This window comes from Aurantimonas sp. (assembly GCF_964217435.1).
GTDB lineage: Bacteria > Pseudomonadota > Alphaproteobacteria > Rhizobiales > Rhizobiaceae > Aurantimonas > Aurantimonas coralicida.
The window spans coordinates 13,739-30,322 of sequence record NZ_CAXPJM010000028.1 but is presented as its reverse complement, the minus strand read 5'-3'; the positions used below and the strand labels follow the sequence as shown (position 1 = coordinate 30,322).

Annotated in this window: 14 protein-coding genes; 12 read left to right on the top strand and 2 right to left on the bottom strand. The window is 68.3% G+C overall.

Annotation, left to right across the window (positions count from 1 at the left end):
• Positions 1-18 precede the first annotated feature (18 nt).
• Entirely contained in the window at positions 19-249 is a 231-nt protein-coding gene (locus tag ACEQX1_RS12055) for a DUF2188 domain-containing protein (protein WP_370195002.1), read from the bottom strand.
• A gap of 214 nt (positions 250-463) precedes the next feature.
• On the opposite strand from ACEQX1_RS12055, the gene ACEQX1_RS12050 reads away from it, so the two are divergent.
• Together ACEQX1_RS12050 and ACEQX1_RS12045 are read left to right on the top strand one after the other, a co-directional pair.
• The gene (locus tag ACEQX1_RS12050) at positions 464-916 is read left to right on the top strand and encodes a hypothetical protein (protein WP_370195005.1); all 453 of its coding nucleotides are present in this window, start codon (positions 464-466) and stop codon (positions 914-916) included.
• Positions 913-2,571 carry a hypothetical protein gene (locus tag ACEQX1_RS12045; RefSeq protein ID WP_370195007.1) on the top strand — a complete coding sequence of 553 codons (1,659 nt, stop codon included), beginning with the start codon at positions 913-915 and terminating at the stop codon, positions 2,569-2,571. The genes ACEQX1_RS12050 and ACEQX1_RS12045 overlap by 4 nt, the downstream gene beginning before the upstream one ends.
• Positions 2,572-2,668: 97 nt before the next feature.
• On the opposite strand, the gene ACEQX1_RS12040 is transcribed toward ACEQX1_RS12045, so the two are convergent.
• Positions 2,669-4,780: an esterase-like activity of phytase family protein gene (locus tag ACEQX1_RS12040; protein WP_370196876.1), complete on the bottom strand. Its 2,112-nt coding sequence runs from the start codon at positions 4,778-4,780 to the stop codon at positions 2,669-2,671.
• A gap of 200 nt (positions 4,781-4,980) precedes the next feature.
• Here ACEQX1_RS12040 and ACEQX1_RS12035 point away from each other — a divergent pair, with 200 nt between their 5' ends.
• The 10 genes from ACEQX1_RS12035 (at position 4,981) to glmM (ending at position 16,513) form a co-directional block, all read left to right on the top strand.
• A complete protein-coding gene (locus ACEQX1_RS12035; RefSeq protein ID WP_370195009.1) occupies positions 4,981-5,427 on the top strand; it encodes a YbgC/FadM family acyl-CoA thioesterase in 447 nt (148 codons plus the stop codon).
• Between the two features lie 247 nt (positions 5,428-5,674).
• A complete protein-coding gene (tolQ, locus tag ACEQX1_RS12030) occupies positions 5,675-6,391 on the top strand; it encodes a protein TolQ (protein ID WP_009208748.1) in 717 nt (238 codons plus the stop codon).
• A 43-nt stretch (positions 6,392-6,434) separates the two neighbouring features.
• Complete coding sequence (gene tolR / locus ACEQX1_RS12025; RefSeq protein ID WP_187390187.1) at positions 6,435-6,884, top strand: protein TolR; 450 nt, start codon at positions 6,435-6,437, stop codon at positions 6,882-6,884.
• A 16-nt stretch (positions 6,885-6,900) separates the two neighbouring features.
• Positions 6,901-7,968: a hypothetical protein gene (locus tag ACEQX1_RS12020; protein ID WP_370195011.1), complete on the top strand. Its 1,068-nt coding sequence runs from the start codon at positions 6,901-6,903 to the stop codon at positions 7,966-7,968.
• Between the two features lie 250 nt (positions 7,969-8,218).
• Positions 8,219-9,523, top strand: coding sequence for a Tol-Pal system beta propeller repeat protein TolB (gene tolB / locus ACEQX1_RS12015; protein ID WP_370195018.1), 1,305 nt, complete (start codon positions 8,219-8,221; stop codon positions 9,521-9,523).
• Between the two features lie 237 nt (positions 9,524-9,760).
• Positions 9,761-10,294, top strand: coding sequence for a peptidoglycan-associated lipoprotein Pal (gene pal / locus ACEQX1_RS12010; RefSeq protein WP_009208752.1), 534 nt, complete (start codon positions 9,761-9,763; stop codon positions 10,292-10,294).
• 184 nt (positions 10,295-10,478) lie between these two features.
• The gene (gene ybgF, locus ACEQX1_RS12005; RefSeq protein WP_370195265.1) at positions 10,479-11,426 is read left to right on the top strand and encodes a tol-pal system protein YbgF; all 948 of its coding nucleotides are present in this window, start codon (positions 10,479-10,481) and stop codon (positions 11,424-11,426) included.
• 155 nt (positions 11,427-11,581) lie between these two features.
• Positions 11,582-12,814, top strand: a complete 1,233-nt coding sequence (gene tilS, locus ACEQX1_RS12000; RefSeq protein ID WP_370195264.1) for a tRNA lysidine(34) synthetase TilS — start codon at positions 11,582-11,584, stop codon at positions 12,812-12,814.
• 127 nt (positions 12,815-12,941) lie between these two features.
• The gene (gene ftsH / locus ACEQX1_RS11995; RefSeq protein WP_024348843.1) at positions 12,942-14,879 is read left to right on the top strand and encodes an ATP-dependent zinc metalloprotease FtsH; all 1,938 of its coding nucleotides are present in this window, start codon (positions 12,942-12,944) and stop codon (positions 14,877-14,879) included.
• Positions 14,880-15,166: 287 nt separating this feature from the next.
• Positions 15,167-16,513: a phosphoglucosamine mutase gene (glmM, locus tag ACEQX1_RS11990; RefSeq protein WP_370195263.1), complete on the top strand. Its 1,347-nt coding sequence runs from the start codon at positions 15,167-15,169 to the stop codon at positions 16,511-16,513.
• The last annotated feature ends 71 nt before the right edge of the window (positions 16,514-16,584 follow it).

The window sequence follows — 16,584 nt, the reverse complement described above, 5'->3', positions numbered from 1 at the left end:
AAGACTGGGTGCGCCGGGTCAGCCGGCCGGCGGGTAGGGATCGTTGCCGTAGGTCCATTCCGTCTGCCACTGGCCGTCGCTGCCCTGCACCAGGACCTGGGAGTCGGTGCCGCTGTCATGCATCTTGTGGGCCGCGTCGCGGGCGGCGTCCATCGCCTCCGCCTGGGTGTCGTAGGGCGTGTCCTTGTCGTCGTGACGCACTTTCCAGCCGTCGCCATCCTTCAGGACGTAATAGCGTTCGCGTGCCATGCCGCTCTCCTCGAAATCGGGTTTCTCGTGCTGGCGAAAGCTAGCGAGGCGCCGCGGGGCGGCAAGTGTTCGCGGCCGTCGGTCGTTTGGCCGGGCAACGGGTCGAACGCCCGGATGTTTCGGTCTCGCCGCCGGCCGGCGCAACAACGCCGACGCGAAGGCTGGTCAGGAGCCTGTCCTGCTGGTAGCATTCCGCTGCGGAAGGTGGTCGGCGATGGCGGACAGCGGGACAGACGCGCTTCTGGTGCTCAGCTACAATGTCTGCTGGGAGGCGATGAGCCATCACCATGGCCTGCCGCTCGGCGATGCCTGCACTTTCGTTCCCGGCAATCCGCATCTAATCCGCTGCGCCGTCAACGTCGCCCATTGCATCGACGCGATGCCCGAGGCGATGGGCATGGACGGCTTCGCATTCATCGGGCTGCAGGAAGCGAGCCTGGTGGGAATGGCGCGATCTCACACCGCGCAGCCTCGCCCAGGGCGACCGGGCGGGCGACTACGTCTTCGACAGTGCCGGCCCGGCGGCCGACCAGATCCCGCCCAATTATCCGCCGGACAAGCTGCAATCGGATCACCTGCCGGTGGTCGCCCTGCTGCCGGCGGCCTGACGCGGCGGGATCAGGGCGCAGGGTTCACACGACCAGGCATCAACGGGAGGACGGCATGACCCATCGAACGATCGCCCGATCGCTGCTGGCGGCCACTGTGCTGCTGGCGGCCGGTGCACAGGCGCAGGGACAGGCGGCGGCGCCGAACCAGATCCAGCAGGCGAGCCTGTTCCGGGCCGACGTGCGGGACCGGCCGGGCTGCGAGCCCACCGCCGCGAACGGCACGGTGAGCTGGCCCGAGGCGATCGGCAATCCGGCGGTGAGCTGTCCCGACGCCTTCGGCTGGACGTCCTTCCTGACGGCGGTCGAGCAGGCGTTCTGGACCTGGGGCACCGACCAGACGATCTGGATCGACGACCCGAAGGCGATCTGCGGACGCGAGGGCTCGCCGGAGGATTGCTGCGACCCGGCGGTGTTCGACGAGACGCCGCCGCTGGGCGAGGCGCCGCCGGCCGGCTGCCCGTTCTATCCGCCGGACTGGACCAATCCGCCGCCGATCACCGTGGCGCGGCCGAGCCCGAGCCACACCCACGACTTCCTGGAACGGCTCGATCCGGCGCGGGTGCTGCGCCAGGAGGAGGCGGAGATCGTGTTCCGCAACCGGTCGTTCGTGCGCTACACCTTCGCCCAGAACCTCTACAACAAGGAGAGTCTCGGCGCCCGCTTCACCGCGATGCAGGACTGGGTGAACGTCAATGCGCCCTACAACAACGCGGCGCTGGCGATCGACTATCCGACCGACGCGGTGATGTTCAAGGTCGACTTCCTCAGCCAGTCGCAGATGCTGGAGAACGGCCTGATCTGGCGCGAGGACGATGCCGGGCGAACGCTCAATCCGCCGAACGACCCCGACGCGCCCTATGTGACGATGCTGATCGAGGAGACGCTGGCGCCGGGCGACGAGGAACCGGAGCTCTACTATCTCGTCGCGGTGACGGCGGCGTCGAAGGCGATCCCCACCTGGCACTGGTACGCCATGGAGCATGTCGGCAATCTCGGCCGCTGCGACTTCACCGGCTGCAACGATTCCTACGGCTACAGCGCCGCCGGCGTGACGGTGGAGGGCGAGAGCTTCGGCCAGAACTACATTCCGCCGAAGACCGAGAACTCCGAGGATGCCACCCAGGACATCGTCTTCGACATGGGAACGCCCTACACGCCGGAAGAGACCGGCGAGCGCATCACCCCGGCGCTGGACGGCCTGATGGCGGCCATGGGCATTGCCACGGGCGACGGGCCGCAGGACCCGGACACGCCCTCGGCGGCCGATCCGGCGTGGCGCAGCTACCGGCTGAAGGCCTCGCAGACGGAGTTCGTCATGCCGACGGGCATGCCGACCCATGCCGGCCAGTCGATCACCGAGGGCGGCTTCGTCAATTCGGCCTCCTGCATGACCTGCCATTCCCAGGCCGGGCCGGACGCCACCGGCAATCCCGGCGTGCCGGGGATCGGCGCCAGCAACGACCTCAACCTGTTCGGCCTGAGCCAGACGGTGAACGGCGCGCCGGACCCGGACTGGTTCTATGCCACGGGCACGAACCAGATGCGGGTCCTGCCGATGGACATGGTCTGGGGCATGCTGAATGCGAGCTGCGTCGCGCCGAAGGGCAAGACCGGCCTGTGCGAGACCTATGAAGGATCGCAATTCGCGCCGCCCGGGCGCGCTGTGCCCTCCGCGCCGACTGGCGCGGCGTCCGACACGCCTGCGCGCTGAACAACGAAAAGGGCGCGCTCCAACGAGGGGAGCGCGCCCTTTCGGCGAATGGGTCGGCCGGGGCGGGATGCCCCGGTCGCGGCTCCTGGATGGCGGGCTAGAGCTTGCCGATCGAGAAGAACAGCGTCTCGCCGGAGGAATCATCGACGCCGTCATTGTCGGTGACCGCATAGGCGGTGCCGTCGCTCGCAATGGTGAAGCCCTCGATCTTGTCGACGACATAGCCGCCGGTGGCCTTCAGGTCGGACAGGAAGTCGTGGACCTCTTCCTTGGTGACCGTCGGCAGGTCGCCGCCGAGCGGGGCGGGCTTCAGATCGGCCTTGGCGACCCGGTAGAGCTTCTTCAGCCGGGCGGCGTCGCCGATCTGGTTGTCGCGCTCGAGGACATAGAGCCAGTCGCCGCTGGCGGTGATCTCCGACAGGCCGACCCAGCCCTTGTCAGTGCTCTCCAGCGGGTAGCGGACGGCACTCCATTCCTTCGAGTCCGGCTTGTAGGCGAGGAGCTTGACGATGCCCTTGGCATCGTCCTCCCACTCGCGCTGGATGGCGACCCAGAGCGTGTCGCCGTCGAGGGTCACGCCCTCGGCGCCGAAGCGGGTGGAACCGTCGACGAGGGCGTCGGGGAAGGGGACTTCCTCGACGATCGCGCCGGCGGCGTCCACGCGCAGGAGCTGGTGCGGCACGTCCTTCTCGAGATTGCCCTCGCTGGCGAGCCAGAAGCCGCCTTCGCCGTCGGCGGTGATGCCTTCGAGGTCGAGCGCCTCGGCAGGCTCGCCGTCACGGGTGACGACCATCCTGGCGGTGATGCGGGCCGGCTTCTCTGACGCGTCGATGGTGAAGATCGCCGGCTGGCTGGTGTAGAAGCTGTCGCTGACCGCATGGAGCGTCGTGGCGCTGTCGGCATCGGCGGCAAGGCCGGAGAGGGCGCCCCAGCCGACCGGGCGGCCGTCGGCATCGTCTTCAGAGACGATCATCGGATAAGCGCTCTCGCCCTCGCCGCGCTCGTAGATCATCACGTGGGAGCGGGCGCCGCCATCCGCGACGAGATCGGCCTCGTTGGAGGTGACCAGGAGGTTGCGCGACGGGATCGCGATGGCGCCCTCCGGGGCGATGCCCGACGGCAGCAGCTGGGTGAAGACGGGATCGCCGTCGCCGAGAGCGTAGACGCCGACGGCCGAGCCGCGTTCGGACAGGACGAAGGCGTAGGTCGTGCCGTCGAAGGTGGCGACTTCCAGACCTTCGGGCTCGACGCCCTTGGCGTCGGAGCGCTTGTCCGGATAATGGCCGGCGCGGATGACCTCGTACTCGAAGGACGGGCCGGCTTCCCAGGCGACGCTGCCGTCCTTGTTCCAGACGGTGAAGGAGCGCGAGCCGCCCTCATAGTCGCCCTCATTGGCGGAGACGAAGCGGTCGTTGTCGATCCACTGGACGGTGTCGGGCTCGCGCTTGCGGCCGGCCTGGCTGCCGGTGAAGGCGAGTTCACGGTCGTCCTCGGTGTCGATGCCGTCGAGGTCGACGGCGCCGGCGGAAAAGTCGGCAGTCACTTCGCCGGTCACGGCGTCGACGATGGCGAAATGGTTGTTCTCCTGCAGCGAGACGACGATCTCGCCGGCCCCGTTGAAGTCGACATATTCGGGCTCCGGATCTTCGGGCGCGATGTCGGCGAGGCCGGTCAGCTCGACCTTCGTCAGGGAGGCGCAGTCGGGCACACCGTCGGTCAGCTTGACGATGGCGAGGAAGCCGGCCGGCATCTGCGGCAGGGCGCCGTCGTCGAGGTCCTCGTCGCGCTCGTTCTCGATGGCGATGGCAGCATAGGCGCCGTCCTTCGAGACCGCGACGGAATCGGGCTGGCCGCCAAGATCGCAGGAGGCCGTCTCGGTCTTGGCCACGATGTCGATCACCGCCAGGCGGCCCGACGGCGCGGTGTAGCTCGGCGAGGTATTGACGCCGACAAGGACATTGCCGCCGGCGACCGCAACGGAGGTCGGCTCGCCGTCCAGCGCCAGGAAGCCGCCGGCTTTCGGAGCCTTCGGATCGGTGATGTCGATCAGGCCGATGCCGCCGGCCGGGCTGTCGGAGTAGATCAGGGTGTTGCCGTCGGCGCTGGCGGTGATGATCTCCGAGGAGGTCTCGGTCTCGGCGGGCATGTCGGCCGGCAGGTTGGCGACGACCGGGAAGCTGGCGATGCGCCGGAACACCGGCTCGGCCATCGCGGTGGCCGGCGCGGCGAGCGCGCTGGTGGCGAGAAGGGCGGCGAGGCTGAGGCGAAGCGGCGAGATCACGGCGGCGGTTCCTTTGCTTGACGCGAATGGCGCGTCTATGAGGTCGGCCTGTTACAGAGGCGTGACACAGTGCCGGAACGGGCGTGCGACCGGCGCGTGCCGCGACCGCGAGGCGAAAGGAGCTGGCGATGACCGATGGACTGGCCGGACGGCTGACCGAGGACGGCCACGCGCTCGACGTGCGCATCTATTTCGAGGACACCGACTTCTCCGGCGTCGTCTATCACGCCCGCTACCTGCACTTCCTCGAGCGGGGACGCTCGGACTTCCTGCGGCTGAAGGGGATCGGCCACGGCGAACTGATGGACGGGCGCTACGGCGCGCCGATGGCCTTTGCCGTGCGGCACATGGACATCGACTTCCTGCGGCCGGCGCGGATCGACGACGTGGTCACCGTGACCACCCGCACGGCCCTCCTGGGCGGCGCGCGGATCGTCCTCGCCCAGCGCATCTGTTGCGGCGACACGGTGCTGATCGAGGCGATGGTGAAGGTCGCGGTGATCTCGCCCGGCGGCAAGCCGATGCGCATGCCGAAAGAGATGCAGGCGCTGCTGCAGCCCGCCGCCGAGGCGTGAGGCGCGGGCCGGCCGGGCGTGGGCGGTAACGGCTCGTTAACCCTACCGGTGCATCAATGGCGCGAATCGGATTTGAGCCGAACCACGCCATTCTTTCACCGGATTCGCTTGTGAAAGGGCATCAGGGGTTTACGCGGCCGAATGGCCGAATTTGCTGCATGTCGGGGCCGATATGGGCGGGACGGTGCCGAAAGGCGCGCACCTGCTGCAGGCTGCCGACGGTTCCGAATATCGAGGATGACTGGGAATGGACGCTGACGTCGTTCAGGGAACGCTACACGCCGCCGGTTCGGTGTCCCTCTGGGACCTGTTCTGGCAGGCCGGCTTCATCGTGAAGCTGGTGATGATCGGGCTCATGGCTGCTTCGGTCTGGACCTGGGCGATCATCATCGACAAGTCGATGCGCTATGGCCGGTTCCGCCGCCAGCTCAACAAGTTCGAGAGCAATTTCTGGTCCGGCCAGTCGCTGGAGGACCTCTATCACAACCTGTCCGAGCGCAAGACGTCGGGCATGGGCGCGCTGTTCGTCGCGGCGATGCGCGAGTGGAAGAAGTCGTTCGAGAAGGGCGCCCGTTCGCCGCTCGGTCTGCAGACGCGGATCGACAAGGCGATGGACGTGACCCTGGCCCGCGAGATGGACGAGCTGGAATCGCGGCTCGGCTTCCTCGCCACCATCGGCTCGGCGGCCCCCTTCGTCGGCTTGTTCGGCACGGTCATCGGCATCATGACCTCGTTCCAGGCGATCGCCGGGTCGCAGCAGACCAGCCTTGCCGTCGTGGCGCCGGGTATCGCGGAAGCGCTTTTGGCGACCGCCATCGGCCTCGTCGCCGCCATCCCCGCCGTCATCGCCTACAACAAGCTGTCGGCCGATGCCGGCAAGCTGGGCATGCGGCTGGAATCCTTCGCCGACGAGTTCTCCGCGATCCTGTCGCGGCAGATCGACGAGAAGCTGTCCTCGCGCTGAGCGGGTGAAACGCCGGTCCGTGCGACCGGGAAGGGAATGACAGATGGGCATGTCTGCCGGAACCGGGCGTTCCAGCGGGTCGCGACGCGGTCGGGGCCGCGGCCGCCGTCAGCCAATGAGCGAGATCAACGTCACGCCGATGGTCGACGTGATGCTGGTGCTGCTGATCATCTTCATGGTCGCGGCTCCCCTCCTGACCGTGGGCGTGCCGATCGAGTTGCCTGAGACCCAGGCCAAGGCGATGAATTCGGACACCCAGCCGATCACCATCTCGGTGAATTCGGATGGCGAGATCTATCTCAACGACACGGTGATCCCGATCGACGAGGTCGTGGCCAAGCTGCAGGCCGTGGCCCAGGCCGGCTACGAGGAGCGCATCTTCGTGCGCGGCGACCGTTCGGCCGATTACGGTACGGTGATGCGCGTCATGGCGCGGATCTCGGCCGCCGGCTTCCGCAATATCGGTCTCGTGACCGATCAAGAAAACGCTTGAGCGAAACCAGCTTTCGATGAAGTCCGGCGTCGTCCTTTCCACCCTTCTGCACGGAGCGGTCCTGACCTGGGGCCTGTGGTCCCTGTCGGCGCCCGAGCCGCTGCAGATGGCGCCGGTGGAATCGCTGCCGGTGGACCTCGTGCCGATCGAGGAATTCTCGCAGTCGATGATCGGTGCCAAGGACGCGCCGGTCACCGAGACGCCGGCGCCCAACCCGACCGAGACCCCCGAGACGCTGCCGATGCCGGCCGAGAATGTCGGCGACAACGAGACCGATCTCGCCACCCCGCCGACGCCGATCAAGCGCCCGACCCCGACCGAGCAGGCGGCCGCCGCCCAGCCGTCCGAGCCGACGCCACCGACGCCTGAGCCGGAACCTGCGCCCGAGCCGGAGCCCGCGCCGACCCCGCCGGAGCCGCAGCCCGAACCCGAGCCGACGCCGGAACAGCCCGCCGAGGTGACGCCGCCGCAGCCCGACCCGGTGGAGCAGGCGATCGCCGAGGCCGAAGCCGCGCCGGAACCCGATCCCGTGCCGCAGAACGTGCCGGTGCCGGCGACCAAGCCGAAGCCGCCGGCGCCCGCGCCGAAGGTCGCCGAGACTAAGCCCATGGAGCCGAAGAAGCCGGAGCCGGCAAAGCAGGCCGAGACCCGGACGCCGGAAGAGAGCCAGTTCGACGCCGACCAGATCGCCGCGCTCCTGAACAAGGAGAAGTCGGCGGGCGGCGGCGCCAGGCGTTCGGACCAGCAGGCCTCGCTGGGCACCGATCGCCAGACCGGCGGCAAGCTCTCCCAGAGCGAGCTCGACGCGCTGCGCGGGCAGATCCAGCGCTGCTGGTCGCCGCCCTCGGGCGTATCGGAAGCCGGTTCGCTGCGGATCTCGATCCAGATGCGGCTCGATCCGTCGGGCGAACTGGAAGCGCGGCCGCAGATCATCGGCGGCGGCGGCGGCTCGATGATCGAGCGGGTGGCGGGCGAGGCGGCGCTGCGCGCCGTGCAGCGCTGCGCGCCCTACAATCTGCCGGCCGAGAAGTACGATACCTGGGCCGACGTCGTGGTCAATTTCGATCCGAGCCAGATGTTCTGATGGCGACGGCGCGGCGACCCGGTTTCGATCATGATCCGGCCGCCGGATCGCCGGTCCGGGCGCCAGCCGCCCGGTCGCCGTTGCGGCAGGACGCCATACAATCCCCCTATTGGATGGTAGGAAGCGGACGAGGGAAGATCGATTCCCCGGCCCAGCCTGCCGGGGGATTTTCCGTACCAGTTCAAACAGGAGAGGCGCGGCCAAAAGGCCGGCGCAGGTCTCCGACCGCAGTTGAAGGTCTGACATGAAGATGATCATCAAGGGCGCGCTCGTGATCGCGATGGCGATCTCCGGCGCTTTCGTGGCACTGGCACCGGCCGCCGCGGCGGTCGAGATCGACGTGACCCAGGGCAATGTCGAGCCGCTGCCGATCGCCATCACCGACTTCCAGTCGGCCGACGGCATCGGCAAGCAGATTTCCGACGTGGTGCAGGCCGACCTGAAGCGCTCGGGCCTGTTCGCGCCGATCGACCGGGCGGCCTTCATCCAGTCCGGCCTGACCACCGACACGACGCCGTCCTTCAAGGACTGGACCGTCATCAACGCCCAGGCGCTGGTGGTCGGCCGGGTCTCGCCGGAGGCCGACGGACGGCTGCGGGTGGAGTTCCGCCTGTGGGACACCTTCGCGGGCCAGCAGCTCGACGGCCAGCAATTCTACACCAACCCGGAGAACTGGCGCCGGGTCGCCCACATCATCGCCGACGCGATCTATGAGCGGCTGACCGGCGAGAAGGGCTATTTCGACACCCGCATCGTCTTCGTCTCGGAGAGCGGCACCAAGGACAAGCGGGTCAAGCGCCTCGCCATCATGGACCAGGACGGCGCCAATCTGCGCTATCTGACCGACGGCAGCGAGCTGGTGCTGACGCCGCGCTTCTCGCCGAGCCGCCAGGAGGTCACCTACATGTCCTTCGGCAATGGCGAGCCGCGGGTCTATCTCTTGCAGCTCGAGACCGGCCAGCGCGAGATCGTCGGCAACTTCCCCGGCATGACCTTCTCGCCGCGCTTCTCGCCGGACGGCCAGAAGGTGATCATGAGCCTCCAGCAGGAGGGTAACGCCAACATCTACGCCATGGACCTGCGCTCGCGGGCGACGACCCGGCTGACCTCGACCACCGCCATCGACACCTCGCCGTCCTATTCGCCGGACGGGCGTCGGATCGTGTTCGAATCCGACCGTGGCGGACGCCAGCAGCTCTACGTGATGGGGGCCGACGGCTCGGGCCAGCAGCGCATCTCCTTCGGCGACGGCTCCTATTCGACCCCGGTCTGGTCGCCGCGCGGCGATCTGATCGCCTTCACCAAGCAGAGCGGCGGCCAGTTCCAGATCGGCGTCATGCGGCCGGACGGTTCGGGCGAGCGCATCCTGACCTCGGGCTTCCACAATGAGGGCCCGACCTGGGCGCCGAACGGCCGTGTCCTGATGTTCTTCCGCGACCAGCGGGGCGGCGGCGGGCCGCAGCTCTATTCGATCGATCTGACCGGCTACAACGAGCAGAAGATCCCGACCCCGAGCTACGCCTCGGACCCGGCTTGGTCGCCCTCCCTCGAATAGGGCCGCCGCGAGGCCAGCCCCGGGCAAGCCCGGGGCCCGATTATGGCGTGAATGTTGCGGAAATGCCGCAACATGGCGGAAACCGGGCGGACGCCCGGCCGCGGCCTCATTCCGGCGATAATTCAACGGGATGAGCCGCGTCGGGCGCGCCGAAGCGCCGCCGTTTTTACGTGTCGTTAAGTGGCGTCAGGGTAAACGTCGCGTAACCCAATTGCATCGTTTTCAAAGGAGCTGGCCATGCGCCGGAGCATTTTCGGGGTGAAGAGCCGCATCGCATTCGCCGTCGTCGCCAGCCTGGCGGTCGCTGGCTGCGCCAGCAAGAAGGACGCCCTGCCGGACAACGCGGCAGGTCTCGGTCTGAACGGGGCCAATGGCGCGAATGGCGCCTATGGCAGCGCGACGCCGGGCTCGACCCAGGACTTCACCGTCAATGTCGGTGACCGGGTGTTCTTCGACACCGATTCGACCTCGCTGCGGGCCGATGCCCAGCAGACGCTGACCCAGCAGGCGCGCTGGCTGAACCAGTATTCGCAGTACTCGATCGTGATCGAGGGCCATGCCGACGAGCGCGGCACCCGCGAATACAACCTGGCGCTGGGCGCACGCCGCGCCGCCGCGACCCGCGACTACCTCGTGCAGCAGGGCGTTCCGGCCAACCGGATGCGCACCATCTCCTACGGCAAGGAACGTCCGGTCGCGGTGTGCGACGACATTTCCTGCTGGTCGCAGAACCGCCGCGCCGTTACCGTTCTGAGCGGCGCCGGCAGCTGATCGGCCTGACGGATCGTCGCCGGTTCGCTTCGCGGCCGGCGACGTCCACGGCGAAAGCGGGGCGCTGCCCAACTTTGGCCGAACTGCCTCGTTCCATGCTAGGAAACCGCGCCGTCGCTGCACGAACCATTGCGTTCGCGCCGCGGCGGCCATTGCCGTTTCCAGCCGTCGAGGAACTGTGTTCATGATGTTTCGACAAACGATCCTTGCCGTATCGGCGCTGGCCCTGATGGGTACCGCGACCGGCGGGGCGTCGGCCTTCGAATTGCCCGGGCTCTTCGGCGAGTCCGCATCCGGCGCTGCACGCCAGGCGCCGGCCGAGACGCGGACCGCCCCCGTGCGCATGGCGCAGGCCGGCGACGTCAGCGTGCGCATCAACCAGCTCGAGGAAGAGGTCCGCCGGCTGAATGGCCGGGTCGAGGAACTGAGCTTCCAGCTGCTGCGCACCCAGGAAGACATGCGCAAGCAGCTCGAGGACAACGAGTTCCGCTTCCAGCAGCTCGAGGGCGGCGGAGCGGGTGCCGCGGGCACCTCGGTCAACGAGCAGCGCGGCGACGCCGGCTCGGCCATGCCTGAGCAGCCCGGCGACAGCCAGCAGGCCGCCACGGGAGACGACATCGGTCGTCTCCTGGAGGACGGCGAGCTTGCCACCGGCGCGCTCGACACGACCAATCTGCAGACCGGCGTGCCCGGCCTTGGCGACAGCGCGTCGTCGGGCGGCTCCAGCACCGTCGCGGCGATCACGCCGGGCGGGCAGGGCGAGACCTACGACCTGGCCTACAACTACCTCCTGGCCGGCGACTACCAGCTCGCCGAGCAGGCCTTCCGCCAGTATGCCCAGACCTATCCGACCGCCGAGGATGCGCCGGATGCGCGCTACTGGCTGGGCGAGAGCCTGTACCAGCAGCAGAAATTCGCCGACGCGGCCGAGGTGTTCCTCGAGGCGCAGAAGAGCGCACCGGAGAACAGCAAGGCGCCGGAGATGATGCTGAAGCTGGGCATGTCGCTGGCCAAGCTCGACAATCGGGAAACCGCGTGCATCACCTACAAGGAAGTGGCCAAACGCTATCCGCAGATGAGCAGCAACGTGCGCAAGAAGCTGGCGAGCGAGGAAAAGTCGGCCAACTGCTGACGCCTGCCGCGGACCGCCGCGGCCTGCGCCTGGGCATTCCCCGCGCCCGGCCGGACGCCGCGCCGCTCGACCGGCTCGCCCTTGCCGAGCTCCTGACCCATTCGCTGTACCAGGCGGCCGCCCTGACAGGCTCCCGCGACCGCGCGATCCTTGCCGTGTCCGGCGGCCCCGATTCGCTGGCGCTGATTCTCGCGGCCATCGCCCTGCAGGGCACCGCGGCGCTGCCGCAAACCCGATTTCACATCGTCACCGTCGACCACGGCCTGCGCGACGCCTCGGCGGCGGAGGCGCGCTACGTCGCGAGCGTTGCGGCGCGCTTCGGCCTCGGCCAAGAAACGCTGCGCTGGGCCGCGCCGGCCCGGACCGGCAACATTGCCGCGGCGGCCCGCGACGCCCGCTACGCGCTGCTCGCCAATGCGGCCCGGCGCTTCGGCGCGACAGTGATCCTGACCGCCCATCACGCGGACGACCAGTGCGAGACCCACATGATGGCGCGCGAACGCGGCGCCGGGGTCGTCGGCCTGGCCGGCATGCGGCCGGTGCGGTCGCTGGCGCCGGATCTCGTGCTGGCGCGGCCGTTTCTCGACATTGCCGGCGACCGGCTGAAGGCAAGCGTGGCGGCGCATGGCCTGCCGGCCGTTGAAGATCCGACCAATGACGATCCGGCCTCGCGCCGGGTGCAGCTTCGCCGGCAGATCGCGGCGGGCGTTCTGGACCGGGACGCGCTGCGGGCGCGAATCGCGGGGTATCGATCGGAGCGCGATGCGCTGGAAGCCGGGCTCGGCGAGGCCATCGCCGCAATGCAGGCGGCGGGTGAGCTCATGCTCCCGGACGACGGCACGCTAAGAATCGCAAGGGATGCGCTGCGACGCCTCGGCGACGACGCGGCGTTCGTCCTCCTGCAACGCGCCATCGCGGCAGTCGGGGGCAGGGGGCATGGCCCGGAAGGTGCGGCGACGATCCGGCTTCTGGATGCGCTGCGCGGCGAATCGGAGGCGGCCCGTACGCTGGCGGGTGTGCGGGCGGTGCCCGGCGCGACGATCATCCTGATGCGCGAATACGGCCGGGCCGGCATCGCGGCGCTGCCGGCGACGGGGGGAGAACGGGTCTTCGACGGCCGCTTCGTGGTCGATGCCGGGGCCGGGCCCCTGCATTCCGGGGCGCGGCTCGTCGCCTTCGGGGATCTCGGCCGCGGCAATCCGGTCGAGAAGACCTTGCCCGTGCTTGTCGCCGGCGATAGCCTTGTCGCCATCCCCGCACAGCTCGGCGGCAAGGTCGCCGCGGGAACGCTGCTGCTGGCGATCCGGTCGCTCGTCGGCTGGAGCCTGACCCGCGATCTGCCGCCGCCAACGGGTGGCTGGACCGGGCGACATGCAAAGCCGCGGTAACCACCCTGCGCCGCCAACCGGTGCAAATTGCCGCAAAACCGCCTGACCTTGTTGGCAAGAAGGGGGGCAGCACCTATCTTCGAGCCAATCGTCCTCGTGACTTCGGGCGTCCATTCCAGGAAGATCGATGAACCAGAACTTTCGAAACTTCGCGCTGTGGGCGATCATCGCTCTCTTGCTGATCGCGCTTTTCCAGCTGTTTTCGAACGGTTCGCAAACCGCCGGCGCCCGCGACATCCCGTATTCGCAGTTCCTGTCCGACGTGAAATCCGGCCGTGTCGAGGCCGTGACGATCCAGGGCCAGCGCATCAGCGGCAAATATTCGGATTCCTCGCCGCCCTTCCAGACCTATGCGCCGGAAGACGCGCAGCTGGTCGAGCGGCTCGAGGCCCAGAACGTCCAGATCAATGCCAGCCCTCCGGGTGACAACAGCAACCCGATCTGGTCGATGCTGCTGTCCTTCGGCCCGATCCTCCTGATCCTCGCGGTCTGGATCTTCCTGATGCGCCAGATGCAGGGCGGTGCCGGCGGCAAGGCGATGGGCTTCGGCAAGTCCAAGGCCAAGCTCCTGACCGAGGCCCATGGCCGCGTCACCTTCGCCGACGTCGCCGGCGTCGACGAGGCCAAGCAGGATCTGGAAGAGGTCGTCGAGTTCCTGCGCGAGCCGCAGAAGTTCCAGCGCCTCGGCGGCAAGATCCCGCGCGGCGTGCTGCTCGTCGGCCCTCCGGGAACCGGCAAGACGCTGCTCGCCCGCTCGGTGGCCGGTGAAGCCAACGTGCCGTTCTTCACCATCTCCGGTTCGGACTTCGTCGAGATGTTCGTCGGCGTCGGCGCCAGCCGCGTGCGCGACATGTTCGAGCAGGCCAAGAAGAACAGCCCCTGCATCATCTTCATCGACGAGATCGACGCGGTCGGCCGCCATCGCGGCGCGGGCCTCGGCGGCGGCAATGACGAGCGCGAGCAGACGCTGAACCAGCTTCTGGTCGAGATGGACGGCTTCGAATCGAACGAAGGCGTGATCCTGATCGCCGCGACCAACCGTCCGGACGTGCTCGACCCGGCGCTGCTGCGCCCGGGCCGCTTCGACCGGCAGGTGATGGTGCCGAACCCGGATGTCGGCGGCCGCGAGAAGATCCTGAAGGTGCATGTGCGCAACGTGCCGCTGGCGCCGAACGTCAATCTGCGGACGATCGCCCGTGGCACGCCCGGCTTCTCGGGCGCCGATCTCGCCAACCTCGTCAACGAGGCGGCGCTGATGGCCGCGCGGCGCTCCAAGCGTCTCGTCACCATGCTCGAATTCGAGGATGCCAAGGACAAGGTCATGATGGGCGCCGAGCGCCGGTCGATGGCCATGACCGAGGAAGAGAAGACGCTGACCGCCTATCACGAGGCCGGCCACGCCCTCGTCGGCATCATCGAGCCGTTCAACGATCCGCTGCACAAGGTGACGATCATCCCGCGCGGTCGTGCGCTGGGCGTGACCATGAACCTGCCGGAGCGCGATCGCTACGGCATGCGCAAGAACGAGATGGAGGCGCGCCTCGCCATGATCTTCGGTGGCCGTGCCGCCGAGGAGATCATCTACGGGCTCGACAACGTCACCACCGGCGCGTCCAACGACATCCAGCAGGCGACCAACATGGCGCGGGCGATGGTCATGGAATACGGCATGAGCGACAAGCTCGGCCGGCTGCGCTACAAGGACAACCAGGACGAGGTGTTCCTCGGCCATTCGGTGGCGCACCAGCAGCACATGTCCGAGGACACGGCGCGGCTGATCGATTCCGAGGTGCGCGGCATCATCGAGACGGCCGAGAACAAGGCGCGCAACATCCTCAACACCCATATCGACCAGCTGCACATCCTGGCGAAGGGGCTGCTGGAATACGAGACGCTCTCGGGCGACGAGGTCCGCGACCTCCTGGCCGGCAAGCCGCTGGCCCGCGACATGGGCGACGACACGCCGCCGTCGCGCGGGTCCGCCGTGCCCAAGGCCGGTTCGAGCCGCGGGCCGGACTCCCGCGCAGGCGAGGCGGGCGACAGCCTGGAGCCGCAGCCGACCTGATCACTCGGGTCCGCTCCGGCGCGATCGCAAGACAATCGAAGGGAGCGGCTGTACAGCCGCTCCCTTTTCGTTTGCGGGGTCGACATCAGCGGCGGTGCATCTCGGCGGGGTTGCAGGCAACGTCTCCGCAATCCATTGATGCGAGAGTATGACGACAGGGAACGGCGCCGCGCGCCTCTCCCGGTCCGCGAGACCGCCGATGGCGCCGACCGGGCCGGGCGATGGCGCGCGCGGCAGCCGCCACCGGACGGACGGTCCGGCAGAACAGGAACAGACGGGGTCAGGTGATGAGCAGACGCTATTTCGGCACGGACGGCATTCGCGGCACGGCCAACCGGCACCCGATGACGGCCGAGGTGGCGATGCGGGTCGGCATGGCGGCGGGCCTGGTCTTCCAGCGCGGCTCCTACCGGCACCGGGTCGTGATCGGCAAGGATACGCGGCGGTCCAGCTACATGATCGAGAACGCCATGGTGGCCGGCTTCACGGCGGCCGGCGTCGACGTGTTCCTGCTCGGGCCCATGCCGACCCCGGCGGTGGCCATGCTGACCCGGTCGCTGCGCGCCGATATCGGCGTGATGATCTCGGCCTCGCACAATCCGTTCGAAGACAATGGCATCAAGCTGTTCGGGCCCGACGGCTACAAGCTCTCCGACGAGCTGGAGCTGCGCATCGAGGCGCTGCTGGACGAGGATCTGACGCCGCGGCTGGCGACGGGCGACGGCCTCGGCCGGGCCAAGCGCATTGACGGCGTCCACGACCGCTACATCGAGGCGGCCAAGCGGACGCTGCCGCGCGAGCTGTCGCTGGAGGGCGTGCGCGTCGCCATCGACTGCGCCAATGGCGCGGCCTACCGGGTGGCACCGGACGTTCTGTGGGAGCTCGGTGCCGAGATCGTCAAGCTGGGCGTCGATCCGGACGGCACCAACATCAACCGCAATTGCGGCTCGACGGCGCCTGCGGCCCTGATCGAGAAGGTCAAGGAAGTGCGCGCCGATATCGGCATCGCGCTGGACGGCGATGCCGACCGTGTGCTGATCGTCGACGAGCGCGGCGAGGTGGTCGATGGCGACCAGCTGATGGCGGTGATCGCCGAAAGCTGGGCCGAGGACGGTCGACTGGCCGCCGGCGGCATCGTCGCGACGGTGATGTCCAATCTCGGCCTCGAGCGCTTCCTGTCCGATCACGATCTGCAACTGGCCCGCACGGCGGTCGGCGACCGCTATGTCGTCGAGCACATGCGCGAGCACGGCTACAATGTCGGCGGCGAGCAGTCCGGCCATATCGTCCTGTCGGATTTCGGGACGACGGGGGATGGCCTCGTGGCGGCGCTGCAGGTGCTGGCGGTGGTCCAGCGCAAGGGCGGCACCGTGTCGGAGGTCTGCCGCCGCTTCGAGCCGGTGCCGCAGATCCTCAAGAACTTCCGCTATTCGGGCGGCGCGCCGCTGGAGCGCCAGCGCGTGCAGGACGCCATCAACGCCGGGCGCGATCGCCTCGGCGAGGGCGGGCGCCTGGTCATCCGCGCTTCCGGTACGGAACCGCTGATCCGGGTGATGGCCGAGGGCGACGATCGCGGGCTGGTCAACTCGGTCGTCGACGATATCCTCGGCGCGCTCCAGCAGACCGCAGCGTAAGGTAAGGTCACCAAGTTCTGAAGGCCCGATCTTCGTTAAACTTCGTATTAACCATTCCGATTTACCGTCTT

Excerpts from the sequence above, each read along its gene's own strand:
- ACEQX1_RS12055 (WP_370195002.1), bottom strand. The coding sequence starts at position 249 with ATGGCACGCGAACGCTATTACGTCCTGAAGGATGGCGACGGCTGGAAA.
- ACEQX1_RS12050 (WP_370195005.1), top strand. The coding sequence starts at position 464 with ATGGCGGACAGCGGGACAGACGCGCTTCTGGTGCTCAGCTACAATGTC.
- ACEQX1_RS12045 (WP_370195007.1), top strand. The coding sequence starts at position 913 with ATGACCCATCGAACGATCGCCCGATCGCTGCTGGCGGCCACTGTGCTG.
- ACEQX1_RS12040 (WP_370196876.1), bottom strand. The coding sequence starts at position 4,780 with ATGGCCGAGCCGGTGTTCCGGCGCATCGCCAGCTTCCCGGTCGTCGCC.
- ACEQX1_RS12035 (WP_370195009.1), top strand. The coding sequence starts at position 4,981 with ATGACCGATGGACTGGCCGGACGGCTGACCGAGGACGGCCACGCGCTC.
- tolQ (WP_009208748.1), top strand. The coding sequence starts at position 5,675 with ATGGACGCTGACGTCGTTCAGGGAACGCTACACGCCGCCGGTTCGGTG.
- tolR (WP_187390187.1), top strand. The coding sequence starts at position 6,435 with ATGGGCATGTCTGCCGGAACCGGGCGTTCCAGCGGGTCGCGACGCGGT.
- ACEQX1_RS12020 (WP_370195011.1), top strand. The coding sequence starts at position 6,901 with ATGAAGTCCGGCGTCGTCCTTTCCACCCTTCTGCACGGAGCGGTCCTG.
- tolB (WP_370195018.1), top strand. The coding sequence starts at position 8,219 with ATGATCATCAAGGGCGCGCTCGTGATCGCGATGGCGATCTCCGGCGCT.
- pal (WP_009208752.1), top strand. The coding sequence starts at position 9,761 with ATGCGCCGGAGCATTTTCGGGGTGAAGAGCCGCATCGCATTCGCCGTC.
- ybgF (WP_370195265.1), top strand. The coding sequence starts at position 10,479 with ATGATGTTTCGACAAACGATCCTTGCCGTATCGGCGCTGGCCCTGATG.
- ftsH (WP_024348843.1), top strand. The coding sequence starts at position 12,942 with ATGAACCAGAACTTTCGAAACTTCGCGCTGTGGGCGATCATCGCTCTC.
- glmM (WP_370195263.1), top strand. The coding sequence starts at position 15,167 with ATGAGCAGACGCTATTTCGGCACGGACGGCATTCGCGGCACGGCCAAC.